Raw genomic sequence first — 22057 nt, 5'->3', positions numbered from 1 at the left:
AATCGTGTGTTACACACAAAATAGAGATAAGCCAAAATAAAGAAAATAACGTGACTGAAAATAGAATGGGATCGCTGAATTGATTTTTGTTTCGCCCAATAAAAAACGCCCCAGTCAAATACTGACTGGGGCGGCTGAATCAGCCTAATCCAATAACGTGAAACAAAAGGTCTGAAAGATAGAACATCTTACCTCTGTACCCTACGAGAGTTAATGTACAACAAGTGGTCAGAAATGGGAAACTTTTTTGTAGTTTTTTTTCACTAAATATTTCTTAAACAACAGAACACATAAAATGCACCATTCTTATTTCATGATAAAAAAAAGCCAGCATTTGTGTGCTGGCTCATATAAATCAGGGTGTTTAGTGTAAAAAACGATTAATGTGCCTGATCCCAGTTATCTCCATGACCAGTATCAGCCACTAATGGCACTTTAAGATCCGCTGCAGATTCCATCAATTGTTGTACTTTACTTTCAATTTCGGCTAAAGCTGTCTCTTGAACTTCAAATACTAATTCATCGTGTACTTGCATCAATAGCTTAACTCGTCCTTGTCCATGCTCTTCAATCCATGCATCGACCAACAACATCGCTTTTTTGATAATGTCGGCAGCAGTACCTTGCATCGGCGCATTGATCGCCGCACGTTCAGCCGCTTTACGACGCATCCCATTACGAGATTTAATTTCAGGTAAATACAAACGACGTCCCAGCAAGGTTTCAACATATCCCAACTCACTTGCCGTTGAGCGAGTATCTTCCATGTACTGCATTACACCAGGATAACGTTCAAAGTATTTATCCATATACCCTTGCGCTTCACCGCGTGGAATACCAAGCTGTTTGGCTAGCCCGAATGCACTCATTCCATAAATGAGACCGAAGTTAACCGCTTTAGCTCGGCGACGCTGTTCGCTACTCACCTGATCAATACTGACCCCAAGAATCTCGGCAGCGGTAGCGGCATGGATATCTTTTCCTTGTTGGAAGGCTTCAAGCAGTGCTTTATCACCAGACAAATGCGCCATAATACGTAATTCAATCTGCGAGTAGTCGACAGCCATGATTTTCCAGCCATGAGGTGCAACAAATGCTTGGCGAATACGGCGTCCCTCTTCATTACGAATAGGAATATTTTGTAAGTTCGGATCGGTCGACGACAAACGGCCCGTCGCAGTCACAGCCTGATGATAAGAAGTATGCACTCGCCCTGTGGTTGGGTTAATCATCTTCGGCAGTTTATCGGTGTAGGTGGATTTCAGTTTGGCTAAACCACGATGCTCAATAATCACTTTCGGCAATGGGTAATCAAGCGCTAACTCTTGCAGTACTTCTTCATTCGTTGACGGAGCGCCGGTTGGCGTTTTCTTGATAACAGGCAAACCCATTTGCTCAAACAGAATGGTTTGTAACTGTTTTGGTGAGCTGAGATTAAAAGGCTGGCCAGCAATCTCAAACGCTTTTTGCTCAAGCTCCTCTAAGCGAGCGGCTATTTCGTGTGATTGAGCGCTAAGCAGCATATCGTCAATCATCACTCCGGTACGCTCAATACGCGATAAAACTGGCACTAGCGGCACTTCAATTTGCTGATAAACGCTGTTCAGTTTTTCATCTTGCTCGATATAGCCCATCAAACGATGGTGGAGCCGCAAAGTAACATCGGCATCTTCCGCAGCATAAGGCGCTGCTTGTTCTAGATCGATTTGGTTGAACGTCAGTTGGTTTTTGCCTTTACCTGCAACTTGCTCGAATGAGATGCAGCTATGCTGTAAAAACCTCAATGCTAGGCTGTCCATATCATGTTTGCCACCTACGCTGTTATAAACGTAAGAAGCCAGCATAGTGTCGTGTTTAATGCCTTTCATCTCAATATCGTAGCGTGCCAATACACTCGCATCGTACTTGAGGTTTTGCCCTACTTTGGCTTGGTTATCATCTTCTAGAATCGGTTTGAGTTGTGATAAGACCCAGTCTCGATCAAGCTGTTGCGGTGCATCTAAGTAATCATGAGCCACAGGAACGTACGCGGCAACGCCTTCCTCTGTCGCAAATGAAACACCGACTAAATTTGCTACCATGTAATCTAGGCTGTCGGTTTCCGTATCAAAAGCAAATACGTCGGCCGCTTTCAACTTATCTAACCATTCGCTAAATGTTTTTTCATCTAAAATAGTTTGGTACTGACTGCGGTCAATCGTCACCGCTGAACTATCAACCTCTGAAGCTGAACTGGATGAAGAAGGTGGTGTACTGCCCGACTTTTCATCCGCTTCGATGACGCCAGTGCCACCGTCAAGCAACTCGGTTAACCAAGACTTAAAAGTTAGCTGCCCGTACAGTTTGATTAGTTCATCAATATTCGGCTGAGTTTTCAGCAATGCTTCTGGTTTTTCTTCCAATTCAACATCAAGTTTGATGGTCGCTAACTGATAAGAAAGGAACGCATTCTCACGATTATCAGCCAGTTTTTGCGCCATGGTCTTAGAACCACGGAAACCTAATGGGGCTATCTTATCTAAATTGTCATAGATCTGTTCAAGACTGCCGATACCTTGTAGCAAAGCCAAAGCGGTTTTTTCACCAACGCCCGGAACACCGGGAATGTTATCCACTTTATCGCCCATCAGAGCCAAATAGTCGATAATAAGTTCTGGTGGAATACCAAACTTTTCAATCACCCCTTCTCGATCAAGTACTAGATTGGTCATGGTGTTGATCAACGTAATATTGTCATCTACCAATTGCGCCATGTCTTTATCGCCAGTACTTATTAAGACGGGCATACCCACTTTGGAGGCTTGAGATGCTAGCGTGCCGATTACGTCATCAGCTTCCACACCTTCAATAGATATAAGGGGTAAACCCATGGCTCGAATTACGTTATGTAATGGCTCTATTTGACAACGCAAATCATCCGGCATTGGTGGTCGGTTAGCTTTATATTGTGGATACATCTCATCACGGAAGGTTTTCCCCTTCGCATCAAAAATAACCACCATGCGCTCAGAAGAAAACTGGCGCATCATGCTTCGCAGCATATTAACCACACCATATACGGCATTAGTTGGGATTTCACCATTACTCATGGTGCCAGGGTAGGCATGAAATGCACGGTAAAGGTATGAAGAACCATCAATTAGAATGAACGGGTTATCTGGTATACGAGCCATTGTCTTTTGCTATCCAAGGAGAATACAGAATGTAATGACTAAGGATGCCATGACTGCCCAGAGGTTTCCACGCCAACACACGCCTAGCTTCGAAAGATTTTGCTTATTTGCCCTGTAGCGCACAAGCCAATCTGTGGATAACTCTGTTCATAATTTTTATCCACACGTTATCAATATGCACATAAACACCAAAAAGACACACTTAAATCATTGTATTTAAAACACAAAAACAAAGATCGAACAATGTCGCCATGATCTTTTTACGATCATCCATTGTGGAAAAGACTACCGCTGCCCTTTTAGACACCCACTAGGAATCACTTGATCGTTTAGATATAAAAAAAGCGACACCCGAAGATGTCGCCTAGCAGAAAAAGTCAAAACTAAGTGAAGTCACTCATTCAGTTTTGCTATAAAGCTATAAATTACACTGGAAGCAATGTGAGCAATGTCGTGTCAAAAAGAAGCGGTGCAAGTTCATTAGCAATTTGTCTCGTCACTATTAACACCGAATCGTTGGTGAATCGTAAACTTGACGTCCTTGTGAACTCTCCTCGTCCCTAAGACAAAGTTAATAATAATGATTCTCATTTAATTATCAAGTTTAAATGAGAAAAAATATCATTTATTTTTTATACCGGCACAAACACAATGATAGTCTCAATAGAGAAAAGGAATATTTATCTTATTTTTCATGAGGTTAATAAAATTCAATGCAGGAATTTTCAGGAAATAAAAAAGCTGACCTATACCCAAACAACTTAGAGTAGGAAGGGGATAAAGTCAGCCTAGAAAAGTATGGTCAATATTATTCAGCGTCAGTCTGTAGATACTGCGCTGGCTTTGCGTTTTCTTCGGCTAGCCATTGCGCGACATCTTTTGCAAAGTACGTCAAAATGCCATCAGCACCAGCACGCTTAAAGCACAACAATGATTCCATGACCGTTTCACGCTCTTTCAGCCAACCGTTTAGAATAGCGGCTTTGTGCATCGCATATTCACCAGAGACTTGATAAGCAAAGGTTGGAACTTGTAGTTCAGATTTCACGCGACGAACAATATCAAGGTATGGCATGCCAGGCTTAACCATTACCATATCTGCACCTTCGTTGATGTCCATCGCAACTTCTTGAATAGCTTCATCGCTATTGGCTGGATCCATCTGGTAGTTTTTCTTATCACCACCTTTAAGATTCGCGGTTGAACCAACCGCATCACGAAATGGCCCGTAATAACATGAAGCATATTTTGCAGAGTAAGCCATGATTTGGGTGTGAATAAACCCGGCTTCTTCTAGAGCTTGACGAATCTTACCAATACGGCCGTCCATCATGTCGGATGGCGCAACCACATCAGCTCCAGCCTCAGCATGCGATAAAGCTTGTTTGATCAGCACTTCCGTCGTTTCATCATTCATCACATAACCCGTTTCATCGATGATGCCGTCTTGACCATGAGTGGTGAATGGATCAAGCGCAACATCGGTGATCACACCAATTTGTGGAACATGCTCTTTCAGTAGACGAACCGCACGTTGCACCAAACCGTCTGGATTATAAGCCTCTGCTGCACATAAGCTTTTTGCATCTTGGTTAACGACAGGAAAAAGCGCGATCGCAGGTACACCAAGGTTTGCTAAATGCAGGGCTTCTTCCAACATTAAATCAATAGAGAGGCGTTCAATACCTGGCATTGACTCCACAGGCTCACGACGATCTTTCCCCATTAGAATGAACATTGGGTAAATCAGATCGTTAACCGATAACTGATTCTCAGCCATTAGGCGACGGCTGAAATCATGCTTGCGTAGACGACGCATACGACGCCCTGGGAACTGACCTTGAATGGATACTGACACTCTATTCTCCTTGTTTTTTCGCAGTCAAAGAAAGCGATCTTTCTTTGGCACCGCTGTTGATCAAGTGTGGCGAAATCATATCACTCTCGCTTTGTGACGCTAGCGGCAATCTACAAAAATCAGAAAAATGATCTCAGGCTCACACTTACGTATACTCTCAGAATATTTCTTATTGATAGAGACAGACCATGATTGATACCCATGCCCATATTTATGCTGCTGAATTTGATCACGATCGAGATGAAGTCGTGCAACGCGCTAAAACACAAGGGATTGAAAAAATACTGCTACCAAATATCAATCTCGACTCTATCCAACCGATGCTAGCAACCGAAGCGGCCTACCCTGACATTTGTCATTCAATGATGGGGCTTCACCCTTGCTATGTCGATGAAAATGTCGCACAAACGCTGACTGTGATTGAGTCATGGTTTGACAAACACCCTTTTATCGCCGTGGGAGAAATCGGTATCGATTTATACTGGGATAAAACCTTCAAAGCTCAACAAGAGAAGGCCTTTATCACCCAGCTCAACTGGGCCAAAGAGCGTGATTTACCTGTCGTAATTCATACCCGTGATTCAATCAACGAAACTTTACAGTTACTCACCAAAGAACAAGATGGATCACTAGCGGGTGTATTTCATTGCTTTGGCGGTAGCATTGAAGAGGCAAAGGCAATTAACGATTTAGGATTCCACCTTGGCCTTGGAGGAGTCTCTACCTTCAAAAATGGTGGAATGGATGTGGTGATTCCACAGTTAAATTTACAGTGGGTGATACTTGAGACCGACTGCCCTTATCTGGCACCCGTTCCACACCGAGGGAAACGTAATGAGCCCGCTTACACGCAGTTAGTCGCTCAGCGTGTCGCACAGTTAACCGATAGGTCGTTGGATGAAATTCAAACCATTACCAATCTAAACGCAAACTCATTATTTGCTATTTAAATAATCTATGAGATAAAAAAGCGGCAAATCTGCCGCTTTTTTTTATTCAACGATATGCTTTCTTTTTTATTGTTGCTCTTCATCACTCTCTTTACGCACATAAAAACGTGCAAAGAATAATCCAACTTCAAACAACAAACACATTGGTATCGCAAGTAAGGTTTGTGACACTAAGTCTGGTGGCGTCAGAAGCATGCCGACGACAAATGCTCCAACAATAATATAAGGGCGTTTTTCACCTAAAGTCTTAGGATCAGTCGCACCAGTCCAACACAATAAAATAATGGCAACGGGTACTTCAAAGGCAATACCAAAGGCTAAAAAGAGCGCTAAAACGAAATCAAGATAACTCGAAATATCCGTCGCAAATTCAACTCCCCCTAAAGATATCGCGGTAAAAAACCCAAACACCAACGGAAACACAACAAAATAGGCAAAAGCGACGCCACAGTAAAACAACAGTGAACTGGAAAACATCAAAGGCATCACTAAGCGGCGCTCATGCTTATACAAGCCTGGAGCAACAAACGCCCAAACTTGATACAAGATAAATGGCACCGCAATGAATACTGAGGCAATCAAGGTTAATTTTAAGGGGGTAAAAAACGGCGATGCAACATCGGTAGCAATCATGGTTGCCCCTTCGGGCAAACGCTCTACCAACGGTTTAGAGACAAAATCATAGATATCGCTCGAAAAATACACCAAGCCGATAAAAATAACGATCACGGCGGCAATCGCTCGCAATAACCGGTCTCGTAATTCCAACAAATGGCTAATTAAAGGCTGCGTCTGCTCAGCAGAAGACATATCGAACCTCATATAAATAGATCAAAAGAGGAGCTACAGCCGCAGCAGTAACTCCTCCAATAGAGACTAATCGGCTTTCTTATCTGCCGTTGCTGGCTGCGAATCCGTTGAAGAAGGAGTGGCTTCAACGATATCTTCACTACGTTCTGATGCTACATCTGAAGGTGATGGATTCGCATAAGGTCGCTGAACATCTTGCGCAGCTTGTTTTAACTGCTCCACTGAAGACTTAAGTTCTGGAGATAAATCTTCCATCCCCATTTGCTCAGCTTTACGCAAGTTATCTTGCAGTTCTTGAACTTTAAGCTCGTGTGCTAATTCATCTTTCACACTGTTTGCCATGTTCTTTGCAGTACTGACAAATTTAGCCACGCTGCGAATCGCATGAGGCAAACGTTCAGGCCCAAGAACCACCAGCGCAACAACAGATATTAATACCAGTTCCCAGAAACCGATATCAAACACGTGTTATGCCTGCTCTTTATCTTTTTTAGTTTCAGCAGTCGCTTCCGTTTTCTGCTGATCTAAGTTTTTCGGTTCAAAGTCTGCATCTTTTTTCGCAGGTTCATCTTCACTCATCGCTTTTTTAAAGCCTTTAACTGCACCGCCTAAATCACCGCCAATGCCGCGTAATTTTTTCGTTCCAAATAGCAATACAACAATTACCGCAATGATAAGAAGTTGCCAGATACTGATACCGCCCATTTTCTTTACCTCGGGGATTTTTTAAACAAAATAACAATTGTTAGAGCTTACCGCTTATTAACGATAAGCTCGCCAGCTAAACAGCCAAAATGTGATACCCACAAGCCCTACTGTCAGTGACAATGGCTGATAAATACTGTTGACTAATATTGCCGAGCATACGATTAAAGTGGCACCAATGCCAAATAAAAACTTCCCGGTCGCCTGTTGACGCTTAGTGTCACAGTAACCCTGATAAAACTGATCCATTCGTTGGTTCATTGCTTTAGCTTGTCTGAGGCTATCGTAAAGAAGCTCAGGCAATTCTGGTAATTTTTCGACCCAAAATGGTGCTCGGTCTTTCAGCGCATTAATTAACGCTTGTGGTCCAACTTGATTCATCATCCATTTTTCTAAAAATGGTTTCGCTGTTTGCCACAAATCTAACTGCGGGTAGAGTTGCCGTCCTAACCCTTCAACATACAACAAGGTTTTTTGCAGTAGCACCAACTGCGGTTGCACTTCCATATTGAAACGACGAGCTGTGTTAAATAGGTTTAGCAACACATGGCCAAATGAAATTTCGCATAGTGGTTTGGCAAAAATTGGCTCGCACACAATGCGAATCGCAAATTCAAATTCATCAATGTTGGTTTCACGTGGAACCCATCCTGAATCAACATGCAATTGTGCAACCCGGCGATAGTCGCGGTTAAAAAAGGCAAGAAAATTCTCAGCTAAGTAACGTTTATCTTCACTATTTAACGTACCAACAATGCCACAATCTAACCCTATCCACTGTGGGTTTTCTGGGTTTTCTGGGTTGACGAACACATTACCAGGGTGCATATCTGCATGAAAGAAACTGTCGCGGAAAACTTGAGTGAAAAATACGCTCACGCCACGTTCCGCCAAAAGTTTCATATTAGTGCCATTGGCTTGTAACCCTGCAATGTCTGAAACCTGGATGCCGTATATTCGCTCAGAAACCATGACAGTTTTATTACTAAAGTCAGGAATAATTTCTGGTACGTATAATTCTTCGCTATTTTCAAAGTTGCGACGCAGTTGAATGGCATTGGCTGCCTCACGACGTAGGTCGAGTTCATCACGAAGGGTTTTGTCGTACTCACGTACAACTTCAACAGGCTTGAGTCGTCGAGCTTCCGGTAGGGCTTTGGCGACAATGCGTGCCATGCGGTACATAAGTTTGATATCTGCATCAATGACAGGCTGAATATCAGGGCGAATCACTTTTAGTACGATTTCCCGCCCTGAAGATTTAAGTTTTGCCGTATGCACTTGCGCAATTGAAGCGGAAGCGAGTGGCTCAATATCAAAATCATCAAACCAAGTTTCAAGGCTGCCACCCAGCGCTTTTTCCATCTGAAGTTTCGCTAACGCGCCATCAAAAGGTGCCACTTTATCTTGTAATAGCGCGAGCTGATCTGCGATATGCGGAGGAAAAAGATCGCGCCGCGTAGACATCATCTGTCCAAACTTAATCCATACAGGGCCAAGCTCTTGTAATGCTAAGCGCAATCGCTCACCTAATGGTTTATCAGGATGGCGATTTTTTATCCAGAACAGCCCTTTACGTGCCAGTATCGGAGCTTTCGTTAACTGATGTTCTGGCAAGAGTTCATCTAGGCCATATTCCAGCTGAACTTGAATGATTCGGTATAAACGCTTCCATTCAGTTGGGGTCATACTTGCTCCAACAGTTGTTGAATTTTTACTTCTATACGAGCGGCCTGACTTTTTATGTCATCCACTTGATCACAAAAATAAGCCACTTCTAACGAACCAGGAAATAAACGCCACTCTTCGGTCAAAACTTGAGCCATATGGTTTTGGTGTTTAGAGACTTGCGCTTGTAATAACTGCCCCGCACTTTTCATACCTTGAACCAAAGTATGAGCAACCACATCCCCAGTGATACGCGACAACCACTCTTCGACATCAGGTTTACAATCAGTCATGAGCTGCGCAAATTTTTGCGCCAATTGGATATCGCCTTCTAACACCAATTTATCTTGCTTGATCAACTGGGTGATATTGGCTTGTTCGCGCAATTGTGGCAAAACAGACAAATTGAGAGAGAGGTAGCAGTCAGGCTTGCCTTCATAGTCAGCTAAAACATCAATTTGCTGACTAAAAATGAAGGTCAACGTTTTATTAAGTTCTTTGAGATTAACTTGGATCACTTGCCCTTTAAGGCGTGATAAACGACGACCCAGTTGTGGATCGTCTTGAATTAACGTGTTGAGTGTCGTTTCAATTGCGGCAGTCACTAAAGGCTCAAACGGCATGCTCAATCCTTAGAATTTATAACCACGGTGCAGCGCTACAATACCGCCCGTTAAGTTGTAGTAGCTGGTTTGCTCAAAGCCGGCTTCATCCATCATCCCTTTCAAGGTTTCTTGATCTGGGTGCATGCGGATAGATTCCGCCAAGTAACGGTAACTGTCTGCATCATTGGCGATCATCTGACCAATTTTCGGCAACAAATGGAATGAGTATGCATCGTATACTTTCGACAATGGCTCAAGAATTGGCTTAGAGAATTCCAATACTAATAAGCGACCACCCGGCTTCAATACACGGAACATTGAGCTCAATGCTTTGTCTTTATCCGTCACATTACGCAAACAAAAACTAATGGTAATACAATCAAAATAATTATCAGGAAACGGTAGTTCTTCCGCATTTGCTTGCACGTAATGCACATTACCTACGATACCGTTATCACGCAGTTTATCGCGCCCAACATTCAGCATCGAATTGTTGATATCCGCCAGAATAACGTGCCCTTTCTCACCCACAATACGAGAAAATTTCGCAGTTAAATCGCCCGTGCCACCACCGAGATCCAAAATACGTTGCCCTGGGCGAGCACCACTGCAATCAATCGTGAAACGCTTCCATAAACGATGAATACCACCCGACATCAGATCATTCATAATGTCGTATTTAGTAGCAACAGAGTGAAAAACTTGTGCCACTTTGGCCACTTTCTCTTCTTTCGCTACGGTTTCAAAACCAAAGTGAGTGGTATTGGTTGTCTCTAACGCTGTTTTTGATTGCACGCTTGTATCCGTCATTCTGATTCCTCTTAGGCAGCACGTGTTGTTATAAGCTACTGCGGACGATTAGTTTACTTTATCCTCAGCTTGATGTCTTTCTACTAACGGCTCATTTTCCTTGGCATTTTCAGTCAATGCCTCATTTTGAGCTTGTTCTGCCCATTCGCTACTGATTGAACGTTTAATTTCAACGCCGAGTTGTTTGAAGCTTTCTGCTTGACGAATGGCATTGCCACGCCCAGTCGCTAGCTTATTCATCGCCCCTTGATAGCTTTGATTAGCGCGATCCAACGCCCCACCTAAACCTTCCATATCATCGACAAATAAACGCAGTTTGTCGTAGAGTTTACTGGCTCGCTCGGCAATTAATTGCGCGTTTTGATTTTGTCTGTCATTGCGCCATAAATTATCAATAGTACGTAGCGCCACTAATAATGTGGTTGGGCTGACTAAAATAATATTTTGCTCCATGGCGTCTTTAACCAAACTAGGGTCAGCTTGAATCGCCACCTGAAAAGCAGGTTCAACCGGAATAAACATCAACACATAATCTAGGCTCTGAAGCCCCTTAAGTTGATGATAATCTTTTTGTCCCAACCCTTTTATATGAGCTCGCAGTGCAAGTAAATGCTCACTTAATGCACGCTCTCGCTGCGTATCAGTTTCGGCATTAAAGTAACGTTCATACGCCACTAAAGCCATTTTCGAGTCAATCACCACTTGTTTATTGTGTGGTAAATGGACGATAACATCTGGTTGATAACGCTTGCCGGCGTCATTTTGCAAACTGACTTGGGTTTGATATTCATGCCCTTCACGCAGGCCTGACTCGACCAACACGCGGGCTAACACCACCTCACCCCAATTACCTTGCTGTTTATTATCACCTTTAAGTGCTTGAGTTAGATTCACCGCCTCTTTAGTCATCTGTTCATTGAGGCGTTGCAGGTTTTTCAGCTCATGAACTAATGTGTGGCGCTCTTTGGCCTCATGGTTAAAGCTGTCATTGACCTGTTTCTTAAATCCTTCGAGTTGTTCTTTGAGCGGAGAGAGCAAACCTTCTAAACTTTGGCGATTTTGTTGATCAACTTTGGCCGTTTTTGCTTCAAACAATTGATTGGCTAAATGTTCAAATTGTTGCTTTAAGCGATCTTCGGCACGCTCTAACAGTTGCAGTTTTTCTTGGCTTGATTGAATTTGCTGTTCATGGCGCGCTTCTTGTTCGCGTAACTGCGCTTCGAGCTGTGATTTCTGCTCTCGCATCTGGTTTAAGTCATTCGAATACTGCTGCCGCTCTTGTTTTACTGCTTCGAAATAACGCAATTTTTCCATTACGGCCATCAACTTACCGTGAGATTGTTTAAGCTCAAACGCAGCTTTATCTCGCTCTTCGTCTAGCTCATCTAACTCTTGTTGCGATTGTTGTAATGCTTGTTTTAACTCGGTAATTTGCTGCTGATGATGCGTATTATTAGTGTCAATCTGCTGCTGCAATAACTCGCTTTTTAGATTCAGTTTTTGTTTCACCCACCAACCGACCGCTGAGCCGCTGATCACAGCACTGCTTAACGTTGAAAGCACTAACACTTGGTTTTCAATAATCCATTGCATAATAACGGCTTAACTCTATTTCATCAGTTATGCTTAAATGGTATTTCGATACTGGATAAATGTCCAGTTTGTGCAAGTTAACAGCAAGCTATAGACTTGCGCCGCTGAACACTATTTCAACAATCATTGTAATGAGGATACATGGACGAACGACGCGCACTGGGTTTTGGCTTATCAGCTGTATTATTGTGGTCAACGGTTGCCACCGCTTTCAAACTCACCCTAGCTGAATTTACTCCGATACAAATGCTCACCGTTGCGAGCATCGTTTCAGGCTTCGCGCTATTGGTAATTTGTGCAATTCAAGGCAAACTGAATCAAGTCGTCAGTACCTTTATCGCCAACCCTTGGTATTACTTATTACTTGGGCTGATCAACCCTCTCGCATATTACCTTATTTTGTTTAAGGCCTATTCATTGCTGCCCGCCTCTCAAGCGCAAGCAATCAATTACAGCTGGGCTATTACACTGACCCTGATGGCAGCCGTCTTTTTAGGGCAAACCATTCGCAAACAAGATTGGATTGCCTGTGCACTAAGCTATTTCGGAGTCGTCGTCATCGCGACTAAAGGCGATATTTTAGCCATGCAATTTGATAGCCCCCTTGGTGTTGGGTTGGCATTACTATCGACGCTACTGTGGGCAAGCTACTGGATTCTCAATACCAAAAACACCGCAGACCCAGTTATTGGGGTTTTACTGGGGTTTCTAATCGCCATTCCGTTTGCCATTGGCTTAAGTTGCTATGAAGGGGCAAGTTGGCAACAAATCACCATCAAAGGTTGGAGCGCAGTAACTTATGTCGGCTTATTTGAAATGGGTGTGACCTTCGTGCTGTGGTTAAGTGCATTAAAGCTCACGGCCAATACCGCGAGGATCAGCAATCTCATTTTCGCTTCACCTTTTATCTCACTGCTATTACTGGCTACCATTATTGGTGAAACCATTCACCCCACCACCCTTATTGGTTTGGTGCTGATTATTGCAGGTTTAGTAATTCAGCAGTTCAAAACAAAGCAGAGCTAGTGCTGATCGTCAGTAAAACAACAAAAATGATAGTCGTATCAATATTACTAAGTATGATTCTGCTATCCTAAATAGAGTCACCAAACTGAGCGAACGAATTGTCGATGCCAGATAAAATCACCTACACTCTACCAAAACTACAAGAGTTCTTAGACAGTCTAGAAGACCACGCTTGGCTAAAAAGCCCAGATGGTAACTATATACTATGTAATAAGGCAGTAGAAAAAGCATGGGGGTTATCGACGCAGCAAATTTTAGGATCAAACGATTATCAATTGTTTGACGATGAATTGGCCCGGAAATTTATATCTGTAGATCAATGGGTTATTGATAATAAAACTCAGCTAGTCGTCGAAGAGTGCTCATCGACAGATAACGATCAAAGTGAAGTCTGGTTGGAAACGATAAAGGCTCCCATCTATAGCGAAGATGGCCAATTACTTGGGACTATGGGCATGACACGTAATGTCACCCGCCGCCGCCAGTTAGAAAATCAACTTAACCTCACCACACAAATTTTTAATCACTCTCGTGAAGGAGTGATGATCACTGACGACAAAGCCAATGTTATTGATGTCAATGCTGCCTTCACCGCAATTACAGGCTATCAAGCCGATGAAGTCATAGGTCGTAACCCTCGAATTTTACGCTCAGGTCATCACGATGACGCTTTTTATCAAGCAATATGGCACAACCTTTCGCAGAATAAATCGTGGAAAGGTGAATTTCTTAACCGTCGCAAAGATGGCTCTCTCTACCCACAGCTCTCAACGATAACCCCAGTTTTCGATGACCACCAGCAGGTGAAAAACTACCTATGTGTATTTGAAGACATCTCTCTACGTAAAGCTCATGAAGCAAAACTTGAGCAAATGGCCTATTTTGATCCACTGACAGAGTTACCGAATCGGACCAATTTATTACAAGAGATAGCCCACCAAATTAAGCGCTATAACAGTACAAAGCTAACGTTTGCTACATTATTTTTGGATATCGACCACTTCAAGCACATCAATGACAGCTTTGGCCACTTTTACGGCGACCAAGTTTTAGTTGAACTTGCCAACCGTCTTAAGCTGTGCCTGAAAAAAACCGACCATATTGCAAGAATTGGTGGGGACGAGTTTGTTATCTTGCTGACAAAACTACCACCAGAGCAATCTTTAGTGCCGATCCTCGATAATATTTTCTCTGTCTTTGAGCGCTATTTTGACTTTGGTGAAGAATCTTTAAGATTATCGACCAGCATTGGTATCGCAAATTACCCTCAAGATGGACAAACACCGGAAGCACTACTGAAAAATGCCGATACAGCGATGTATTTAGCGAAAAAGAATGGCCGTAATGGATACGCGTTTTATTCGCCGGAGCTAACGGATGTCGCCATATCAAGGGTACGCTTACAATCGGCGTTGTATCAGGGTGTCGAACTCAAGCAATTTAGTTTAGTGTATCAGCCTCAATTTAATCTACACAATCAAACCTTACTCGGGTTTGAAGCGCTCATTCGCTGGCATCACCCTCAGTTGGGTTTAGTATCACCCGACGAATTTATACCTATGGCGGAAAAAACCGGTGCGATTCAATCAATTGGTGAGTGGGTCTTACGCACCGCCTGCCAGCAAGCAAAACAATGGCTCGATGCGGGATATCTGTTAGACAAGTTATCCGTGAACGTATCAGCAATACAACTTAAACAGAGTAATTTTATCGAAATGTTGATCCGCATTCTCAGCGAATCACAGCTCCCAGCCCATAAACTAGAAATAGAAATCACCGAAGGCTTTTTAATCGAAAACAAGCAAAAAGCGATTCATGATTTGCAGCAAATTGCAGAACTAGGGGTGGGTATCGCATTGGATGATTTTGGTACGGGCTACTCTTCGCTTTCTTACCTCAAAGGGTTACCACTACAAAAGTTGAAAATCGATCGCTCGTTTATCAATGACATTCCCGATGATAAAGAAAGCAATGCCATTGTCGCGGCCATTTTAGCGATGGGGAATAGCTTATCGCTGATTGTTACCGCTGAGGGTATCGAGGATGAAAAACAAATGAGTTACCTTGACCAAATTGGTTGCCATTTTGGTCAAGGTTACTATTTAGGTCGCCCACTTAGTGTGGAGGATGCAACGAATCTACTGAAGAAGAATGGCTAATTCCTAGCCATTTTGTCGGAGGGATTTTAGCCTATCTACAGCATTTTCAACTCAGTTTGTTTAGGAAAAATTATACCCATGAGCCAGCAACAAAGCCGCTAGACCAACACCACTGGAAGTTATACCCACCTAACCAACCTGTCACATCCATCACTTCACCAATAAAATATAGGCCAGCGACAGATTTACACTCCATCGTTTTAGAAGAGAGGTAATCGGTATCAACCCCCCCTAAGGTCACCTCCGCCGTCCGATACCCTTCAGTACCATTAGGTAAAATTTGCCAATTCTCTAAATAATGTGTGATAGCAAGAAGATCATTGGGATTAAGCTGCTTTAGCGGTTTATCTTCTAGCTCTTTACGCTCAAGTAACACTTCGATTAAACGCTTTGGCAGTGCTTTGGCTAAGGTGTTTTTCAAGCTTTGATTGGGGTGCAGCTCACGAGATTGAACCAATAGATCATGCACATCTATTTCCGGTACTAAGTTAATCGTCACCTTTTGCCCTGCTTTCCAGTAAGAAGAGATTTGTAACACTGCAGGTCCAGATAAACCACGATGAGTAAACAACAGCGCCTCTTTAAATACAGTGCCATCTTCTGCTGTAATTTGCGTTGGAATGGCGATACCAGAAAGCTCAGTAAAATCTTCTTTATCTTGCTTGTGTAAAGTAAACGGCACCAAACCAGCAGTGGTTGAAACAATAGGCAAGCCAAACTGCTCAGCTATTTTATAACCAAACGGAGTAGCGCCGAGTTTTGGCATCGATAATCCCCCAGTCGCTACCACTAGCGATTGACACTCAATCGTATCCCCACTAACTTGCAGACAAAAACCGTCTTGCGTTTTTTCGATAGACTGAACATCCGTTTGGTAACGCTGCTTAACATTGGGCATATCGCATTCCGCTAGCAGCATATTAACGATATCTTTAGCTGAATCGAGACAAAATAGTTGCCCGTGATCGCGCTCTTCAAAGGCAATATCGTACTTGCTCACCATTGAGATAAAATCCCAATTGGTGTACTGCGACAAAGCGGATTTAACAAAGTGTGGATTACGACATAAGTAGTTACTTGCCGAGACATCATAATTGGTAAAATTACAGCGCCCACCACCGGAAATGAGAATTTTTCGGCCCGGCTTTTTAGCATGATCAATCACTAAAACATTTCTGCCACGCATACCTGCTTGTGCGGCACACATTAATCCTGCGGCCCCTGCGCCAATGATGACCACGTCGAACTGATGAATCATGCTTACTACCTACTCTTTAATCAAGCACGCTTTACGCACCCAATAACAAACAAAAAGGATGTACTGCATGAGCGTACATCCTTAAACATTGCGGCTATTCTAGCGACTAATTGAATGAAGACAAGATCAACAAGCCACCACTTAACGTTCCATTAATTGCTCGGCGAGATCACGGCCACAACCACGAACGCTATCCACTGTTTCTGCAAAGCTCGCTGATATAGCTAAAATGCGGGAATCAGAATGCTCCACCAAGAAAGTAAGCTTTTCTTTTTCGGTGAGAATATCCCATTGATGATGGATATCACGAGCAAAATGCAGTACGCGAGCTAATTTTGGTGACAACTGCGCTTTGTCTGGTTGAGCTGAAAAGGCAATGGCATCGATCATTTCATCAGGAAACTTCCATGCTTTGGCTAACTTAGCACCAAGCACATTAGCGTCAGTATGGATAATATGGCGCTGTGCTTCGATTTCATCTTCTCCCGATTCAACACACTCACGTATTTTTAGTGCTTCTTTAGGCACCAAAGAGTGGATCATCAACAAGCCTATATTGTGTAATATCCCAATGGTGAAAGCGCTGTTTGCATCTAATTTTATCGCAGCCCCCAACTTACTGGCGATAAGAGCAATCTCAAACGTATCGGCCCAATATTGAGTTAAATCGAGCGTATCAATTTTAGGAAAGGCACTGGATAATACTGAGGCGATAACCATGGTGCGTACTGAACCACTGCCAACTCGAATCACCGCATCGTTGATCGATGCCACAGTTCGGCTTCCACCAAAATGCGCAGAATTAGCCAAGCGCAGTAGCCGCGCACTTAATACTTGTTCCATTGAAATTTTACGTGTCAGTTCACCAAAATCAACGTCATTTTGGTTAACCATCTCAAGCAGTTCTTGCAATATTTGTCGTAGACGAGGTAACTCATTTAGACGACTAAATAAGGCTTTTTCTTCCATTGAATCCATCCTTTTATCATCGTTTAAAGGATAGTTGGAGTGCTTTTATAATGCTAAACAATGACGAATAAATTTAGCTGCACAGCATTGGAATTAGGTCAGGCAAAGTAAAGGAGCGATTTCGCTCCTTTACTCTAACGCTTAAACGATACAAGCAACAAAGGTGGTTACCGCTAATAATGAGATAGATAGAATAAAGAGTTCCCTTACTCGATCACATTTGCCTGTAAAGATTGGATCATGATGATGGTGATAGTCTTTACTTTTTAGATAATGGAAAAGACGAACCTGTTTAGTGACATTACCATGCGTGGTAAAAAAGCCGCCTCCATCGACTTGCTGGTAAAGCAACGGATGAGCTTCACGCATGATATAAATAAGTGAACGTAGTGCTGTAAAATAACGAGCAAGGTTTACCCCTGTTACAAGCATCAACGCTAATAAAATTGTATCTCCAGTGATCATCTTTTCCTCCCTACACCTCTGCATGGAGAACCCGAAGAAAAAGACGACCGCTTCTAAGTCTTTTTGCTGAAATTACACAGCTTGGGCATCCATTACAGAAGATGAGCCTGCTTTTGCCATTGCCGCTAGGTCTTTGTCGATGAAGAACAGTGCTTTTCCATCATCACCAACCAACTCTAGCTTATCTAAAATCCCTTTAAACAACTTCTCTTCTTCGTGCTGTTCAGACACGTACCACTGAAGGAAGTTAAATGTTGAGTAATCTTGAGATGTAAATGCCGAATGAGCCAGTTTGTTAATCTGTTGAGTAATCATCTGCTCATGTTCATAAGTTTCGCTAAATACCTCTCCGAGGCTTGCAAAATCATGTTTCGGCGCTGCGATCGCTCCAAGGATAGGCAGTGCTCCTGTCTCACTCACATACGTGAAGAGACGTTGCATGTGTTGCATTTCTTCTACAGCGTGAACGCGTAAAAACTCTGCTGCACCTTCAAATCCTTTGTCTTCACACCAAGCACTCATTTGTAAGTATAGATTGGATGAAAAAAATTCGAGATTAATTTGCTCATTCAATTGTTCAACCATAGCTTGTGACAGCATTGACGACTCCTAATTTCTCTTATGATTTGAATTGACTATACCATGAACTCCACCATAACACTTTGTACTCAGTATATGGATATGGGATCACTTCGACAAAAAACTCTCAACCTCGATGCTAATCTTTATATAAAACCCATCAGGAGATAGCACTATGAGTTATCAACATATTTTAGTTGCGATTGATCTTTCAGAAGACAGCAAGCTATTGATAGATAAAGCCGTAGCATTAGCAAAACCACTTGAAGCCGAGATTTCTTTTATCCACATTGATGTCAATTATGCCGAACTATATACCGGACTTATCGATATAAATTTAGCAGAAACTCAGCACCAATCGATGGAATCATCTCAAAAACAACTGCAAGCTTTGGCAAATTACGCACAGTACCCTATTAGACATACCTTAGTCGGCAGCGGTGATTTAAGTAATGAGCTGTGCGAAACGATCAATGAATTTAGCATTGATTTGGTTGTTTGCGGTCACCACCAAGATTTTTGGAGTAAATTACTGTCGTCTACTCGTCAGTTAATTAACTGCTCACCAGTAGATATGTTGGTCGTGCCACTTCACGACTGACGGCAAGCTAAAACTCAGTTAGACTGCAGAGCATTAATTAATCATCGTTATGTATCATGATCTATTTATCTGCAGTTACCCTACTTTGGGCATTTTCTTTTAGCCTGATTGGCGTTTACTTAGCTGGTCAGGTTGACTCTTGGTTCTCGGTTTGGATGCGAGTGGCACTAGCAAGCCTTGTATTCCTGCCATTTATTAAATTTAAATCTATCCCCATTCAATTAATCCTAAAACTGATGGTAATTGGTGGAATTCAGCTTGGACTGATGTATTGCTTCTATTATCAGTCCTTTTTATTGCTATCAGTGCCAGAAGTACTGTTATTTACCGTTTTTACGCCTATTTATGTCACGCTTATTTACGATTTACTCAAAGGACGTTTTTCTCCCTGGTATTTAGTGACAGCTGCCATTGCCGTTGTAGGCGCAGTATTTATTAAATTTGCCGGGATAAACGATAACTTCTTAACAGGCTTCTTTGTGGTACAAGGTGCCAACCTGTGTTTTGCCATCGGTCAAGTCGCATACAAATACGTGATGGAAAAACAGCAAGTCACGCTGTCGCAGCATACCGTGTTTGGTTATTTCTATTTAGGTGCGTTAGTGGTGGCAAGTATTGCTTTTTTGTTGTTTGGTAACAGCGATAAGTTGCCAACCACATCGTTGCAATGGGGCATTTTGGTTTACTTGGGGTTAATCGCTTCTGGGCTTGGTTATTTTGCTTGGAACAAAGGCGCTTGTCTGGTTAATGCCGGCGCACTTGCGATCATGAACAATGCTCTAGTTCCTGCGGGCTTGGTAGTAAATATTATGATTTGGAACCGAGATGTTGACCTGATGCGCCTTGGTATTGGTGGCTCGATTATCTTACTTTCCTTATGGGTCAATGAAACATGGGTTAAACGCAAAGTCATGGCCCAAAGTAAAACGACCAATTAAGTGAAGTCATATAAAATGACAGCGCCTACTAAAATGTAGGCGCTATTTTCTTACTCTTACGTAATCTCTTTGCTAACACATTGCTGCTTTAACATAGACATCAAATCGGTTCTTTTTCGTTTCGATTGCCATACTCGGCTTTTGATTATCTAACCAATTAGCATAATCTGGACGCTTGACCACAACCCGCTTGCTCGCCAAACTCAACGCGGGGGCTAATAAGGCATCGGCATCGAGATCTGCGCCTACCAATGACTGAAAAACCCGCATCTCTTTTTTAACTAATGCCGTTTGCTTTTTGTTTTCCGGATGAGGATACATTGGATCAAGATAGACAACATCTGGCTTTTCAAAACGAGGATCTTGCGCCAACTTATCAAGGGCATCATGACTTGAAGCATGAAGCAAAGTCATTCTTTCTCCAACCCAAGTACCAATCTCAGGATCAAGCTTTGCTCTTTCTAAGCCATCATCGAGCAATGCAGCAACCACAGGATGACGTTCAACCATTTGTACTTTACAGCCCAAGGAAGCCAGTACAAACGCATCACGCCCTAACCCTGCCGTTCCATCCAAAATATTAGGAGTGGCACCTTTATTCAGCCCAGCCGCTTTTGCGATGGATTGACCTTTCCCTCCGCCAAACTTGCGACGATGCGCCACCGCGCCACTGACTAAGTCGACATAAATAGCCCCTAACTTAGGCTCATCCAACTTACGTAGCTCAAGTCGATACTCGGTTAACACCAACGCAAATTGACTCGTTTGACTATGTTCAAGCCCCCAGCGATGAGCTAAGTCATCCAAACGTGGCTGCTGTGTAGGTGCTTCGCAAATCAGTTGTAGCTGCAAGTTGACTCCAAAAACAGAGATAATAATCAGAAACCTGAGTTTAACTAATTTTGCTGGATGTGACTAAAGCTAATAACTAATCTCAGACCATGACTTACGAGAAACTATGGTGAGTGGTAGACTCAAATTGCTGTATTACTATAAGGACTTTTGCCATGCATGCCACAGCCGCGAAGCTTGATGATCTCGACCGAGCGATTTTAAAAATTTTAATGGAAGATGCACGCACGCCTTATGCCGAGATGGCGAAACAGTTCAATGTTAGCCCTGCAACTATCCATGTGCGTATCGAAAAAATGAAGTCAGCCGATATTATTCAAGGCACAGAAGTTGTCGTGAATACCAAAAAACTAGGCTATGACGTCTGTTGCTTCATTGGCATTAATTTAAATGCAGCGCGAGACTATCACTCTGCTTTAGAAAAACTGAATGCATTAGACGAGGTGGTAGAAGCTTATTACACCACTGGCGCTTACAATATTTTCGTGAAATTGATGTGTCGCTCTATTGAAGAATTACAGTTTGTCCTCATCGATAAATTACAAGCGATTGATGAAGTACAATCAACTGAAACACTTATTTCATTGCAAAACCCAATTAACCGCAACGTGAATCCATAATTTGCGCATAAATAAAAAGCCCGAGAATATATTCTCGGGCCACAATATCTACTATTGGTTATTTATTCAGGTAGTTTAGAAGTTCTTCTGCTGAAATACCTTGTTTTGCCAATTCTTTCGCCATGATTTCTACTTGTTCACCTTTGCGAGATTCTATCACGTGTTGAAACTGGAACACTAAATCACGTAGGACTGGTAGTGGTACTTGTTTTGCGGCGCTGCGAATACGCTCACTACTTTGGTTGCCTAATTCATTAAGCAATTTACCGAACATGACCTTTTCTGGCGACTCATCGAGCTGTTCCCAAATACGAGCCATTTCATAGGTTGTCATTGACATTGTTGTTTCGCTTCCAAAGTGCAATTGAAATAATTAAGTGCCCAAATATACACTCGTTAAAACGATTATAGAATAGCA

At 42.7% G+C, this 22057-nt stretch carries 21 protein-coding genes; 6 read left to right on the top strand and 15 right to left on the bottom strand.

Features of this window, described 5'->3' with window-relative positions; translation table 11 throughout:
• Positions 1–380: 380 nt before the first annotated feature.
• Positions 381–3173 carry a DNA polymerase I gene (polA, locus tag EYW48_RS14985; RefSeq protein WP_176313083.1) on the bottom strand — a complete coding sequence of 931 codons (2793 nt, stop codon included), beginning with the start codon at positions 3171–3173 and terminating at the stop codon, positions 381–383.
• Positions 3174–3981: 808 nt separating this feature from the next.
• Complete coding sequence (gene hemB / locus EYW48_RS14980) at positions 3982–5031, bottom strand: porphobilinogen synthase (RefSeq protein WP_053309763.1); 1050 nt, start codon at positions 5029–5031, stop codon at positions 3982–3984.
• A 188-nt stretch (positions 5032–5219) separates the two neighbouring features.
• Between hemB and EYW48_RS14975 the strand changes: the two genes are divergently transcribed.
• Positions 5220–5981, top strand: a complete 762-nt coding sequence (locus EYW48_RS14975) for a TatD family hydrolase (protein ID WP_171980590.1) — start codon at positions 5220–5222, stop codon at positions 5979–5981.
• 66 nt (positions 5982–6047) lie between these two features.
• On the opposite strand, the gene tatC is transcribed toward EYW48_RS14975, so the two are convergent.
• The 7 genes from tatC to rmuC form a co-directional block, all read right to left on the bottom strand.
• Positions 6048–6791 carry a twin-arginine translocase subunit TatC gene (gene tatC, locus EYW48_RS14970; protein ID WP_053309765.1) on the bottom strand — a complete coding sequence of 248 codons (744 nt, stop codon included), beginning with the start codon at positions 6789–6791 and terminating at the stop codon, positions 6048–6050.
• 66 nt (positions 6792–6857) lie between these two features.
• Entirely contained in the window at positions 6858–7256 is a 399-nt protein-coding gene (gene tatB / locus EYW48_RS14965) for a Sec-independent protein translocase protein TatB (protein WP_168524777.1), read from the bottom strand.
• 3 nt (positions 7257–7259) lie between these two features.
• Positions 7260–7496 carry a Sec-independent protein translocase subunit TatA gene (gene tatA, locus EYW48_RS14960; RefSeq protein ID WP_053309767.1) on the bottom strand — a complete coding sequence of 79 codons (237 nt, stop codon included), beginning with the start codon at positions 7494–7496 and terminating at the stop codon, positions 7260–7262.
• Positions 7497–7553: 57 nt separating this feature from the next.
• Positions 7554–9185 carry a ubiquinone biosynthesis regulatory protein kinase UbiB gene (gene ubiB / locus EYW48_RS14955; protein WP_277432622.1) on the bottom strand — a complete coding sequence of 544 codons (1632 nt, stop codon included), beginning with the start codon at positions 9183–9185 and terminating at the stop codon, positions 7554–7556.
• Positions 9182–9787, bottom strand: a complete 606-nt coding sequence (locus EYW48_RS14950; RefSeq protein ID WP_171981419.1) for an SCP2 domain-containing protein — start codon at positions 9785–9787, stop codon at positions 9182–9184. Before EYW48_RS14950 ends, ubiB begins: the two co-directional genes overlap by 4 nt.
• A gap of 9 nt (positions 9788–9796) precedes the next feature.
• Positions 9797–10579 (bottom strand): bifunctional demethylmenaquinone methyltransferase/2-methoxy-6-polyprenyl-1,4-benzoquinol methylase UbiE, encoded by a 783-nt coding sequence (gene ubiE / locus EYW48_RS14945; protein ID WP_168524781.1) that lies wholly within the window; start codon positions 10577–10579, stop codon positions 9797–9799.
• 48 nt (positions 10580–10627) lie between these two features.
• A complete protein-coding gene (gene rmuC / locus EYW48_RS14940) occupies positions 10628–12172 on the bottom strand; it encodes a DNA recombination protein RmuC (protein ID WP_277432621.1) in 1545 nt (514 codons plus the stop codon).
• A gap of 141 nt (positions 12173–12313) precedes the next feature.
• Here rmuC and EYW48_RS14935 point away from each other — a divergent pair, with 141 nt between their 5' ends.
• Both EYW48_RS14935 and EYW48_RS14930 read left to right on the top strand, forming a co-directional pair.
• Positions 12314–13198, top strand: coding sequence for a DMT family transporter (locus EYW48_RS14935; protein ID WP_176246284.1), 885 nt, complete (start codon positions 12314–12316; stop codon positions 13196–13198).
• A 104-nt stretch (positions 13199–13302) separates the two neighbouring features.
• Positions 13303–15357 (top strand): GGDEF and EAL domain-containing protein, encoded by a 2055-nt coding sequence (locus EYW48_RS14930; RefSeq protein ID WP_277432620.1) that lies wholly within the window; start codon positions 13303–13305, stop codon positions 15355–15357.
• A 70-nt stretch (positions 15358–15427) separates the two neighbouring features.
• Here EYW48_RS14930 and EYW48_RS14925 read toward each other — a convergent pair whose 3' ends face one another.
• The 4 genes from EYW48_RS14925 to ftnA all read right to left on the bottom strand — a co-directional run bounded on the left by EYW48_RS14925 (position 15428) and on the right by ftnA (position 18649).
• Positions 15428–16615, bottom strand: coding sequence for an NAD(P)/FAD-dependent oxidoreductase (locus tag EYW48_RS14925; protein ID WP_053309774.1), 1188 nt, complete (start codon positions 16613–16615; stop codon positions 15428–15430).
• Positions 16616–16756: 141 nt separating this feature from the next.
• Positions 16757–17584 (bottom strand): HDOD domain-containing protein, encoded by an 828-nt coding sequence (locus tag EYW48_RS14920; protein ID WP_171980710.1) that lies wholly within the window; start codon positions 17582–17584, stop codon positions 16757–16759.
• Between the two features lie 141 nt (positions 17585–17725).
• Complete coding sequence (uspB, locus tag EYW48_RS14915) at positions 17726–18049, bottom strand: universal stress protein UspB (protein ID WP_053309776.1); 324 nt, start codon at positions 18047–18049, stop codon at positions 17726–17728.
• 72 nt (positions 18050–18121) lie between these two features.
• Positions 18122–18649 (bottom strand): non-heme ferritin, encoded by a 528-nt coding sequence (gene ftnA, locus EYW48_RS14910; protein ID WP_053309777.1) that lies wholly within the window; start codon positions 18647–18649, stop codon positions 18122–18124.
• Positions 18650–18803: 154 nt separating this feature from the next.
• On the opposite strand from ftnA, the gene EYW48_RS14905 reads away from it, so the two are divergent.
• Both EYW48_RS14905 and EYW48_RS14900 read left to right on the top strand, forming a co-directional pair.
• Positions 18804–19229 (top strand): universal stress protein, encoded by a 426-nt coding sequence (locus EYW48_RS14905; protein WP_053309778.1) that lies wholly within the window; start codon positions 18804–18806, stop codon positions 19227–19229.
• A 56-nt stretch (positions 19230–19285) separates the two neighbouring features.
• The gene (locus tag EYW48_RS14900; protein ID WP_277432619.1) at positions 19286–20167 is read left to right on the top strand and encodes a carboxylate/amino acid/amine transporter; all 882 of its coding nucleotides are present in this window, start codon (positions 19286–19288) and stop codon (positions 20165–20167) included.
• A 72-nt stretch (positions 20168–20239) separates the two neighbouring features.
• On the opposite strand, the gene EYW48_RS14895 is transcribed toward EYW48_RS14900, so the two are convergent.
• On the bottom strand, positions 20240–21019 hold the full coding sequence (locus EYW48_RS14895) for a class I SAM-dependent methyltransferase (RefSeq protein WP_168523899.1): 780 nt from the start codon (positions 21017–21019) through the stop codon (positions 20240–20242).
• A gap of 155 nt (positions 21020–21174) precedes the next feature.
• On the opposite strand from EYW48_RS14895, the gene asnC reads away from it, so the two are divergent.
• Positions 21175–21639: a transcriptional regulator AsnC gene (gene asnC, locus EYW48_RS14890; RefSeq protein WP_053309781.1), complete on the top strand. Its 465-nt coding sequence runs from the start codon at positions 21175–21177 to the stop codon at positions 21637–21639.
• Positions 21640–21697: 58 nt separating this feature from the next.
• Here the strand turns inward: asnC and EYW48_RS14885 are convergent, their stop codons facing one another.
• Positions 21698–21979, bottom strand: coding sequence for a hypothetical protein (locus tag EYW48_RS14885; RefSeq protein ID WP_053309782.1), 282 nt, complete (start codon positions 21977–21979; stop codon positions 21698–21700).
• Positions 21980–22057 lie beyond the last annotated feature (78 nt).

This window comes from Vibrio sp. 1180_3, from assembly GCF_029478545.1.
GTDB classification, from domain to species: Bacteria; Pseudomonadota; Gammaproteobacteria; order Enterobacterales; family Vibrionaceae; genus Vibrio; species Vibrio aestuarianus.
This window is presented reverse-complemented; position numbering and strand designations above follow the sequence as displayed.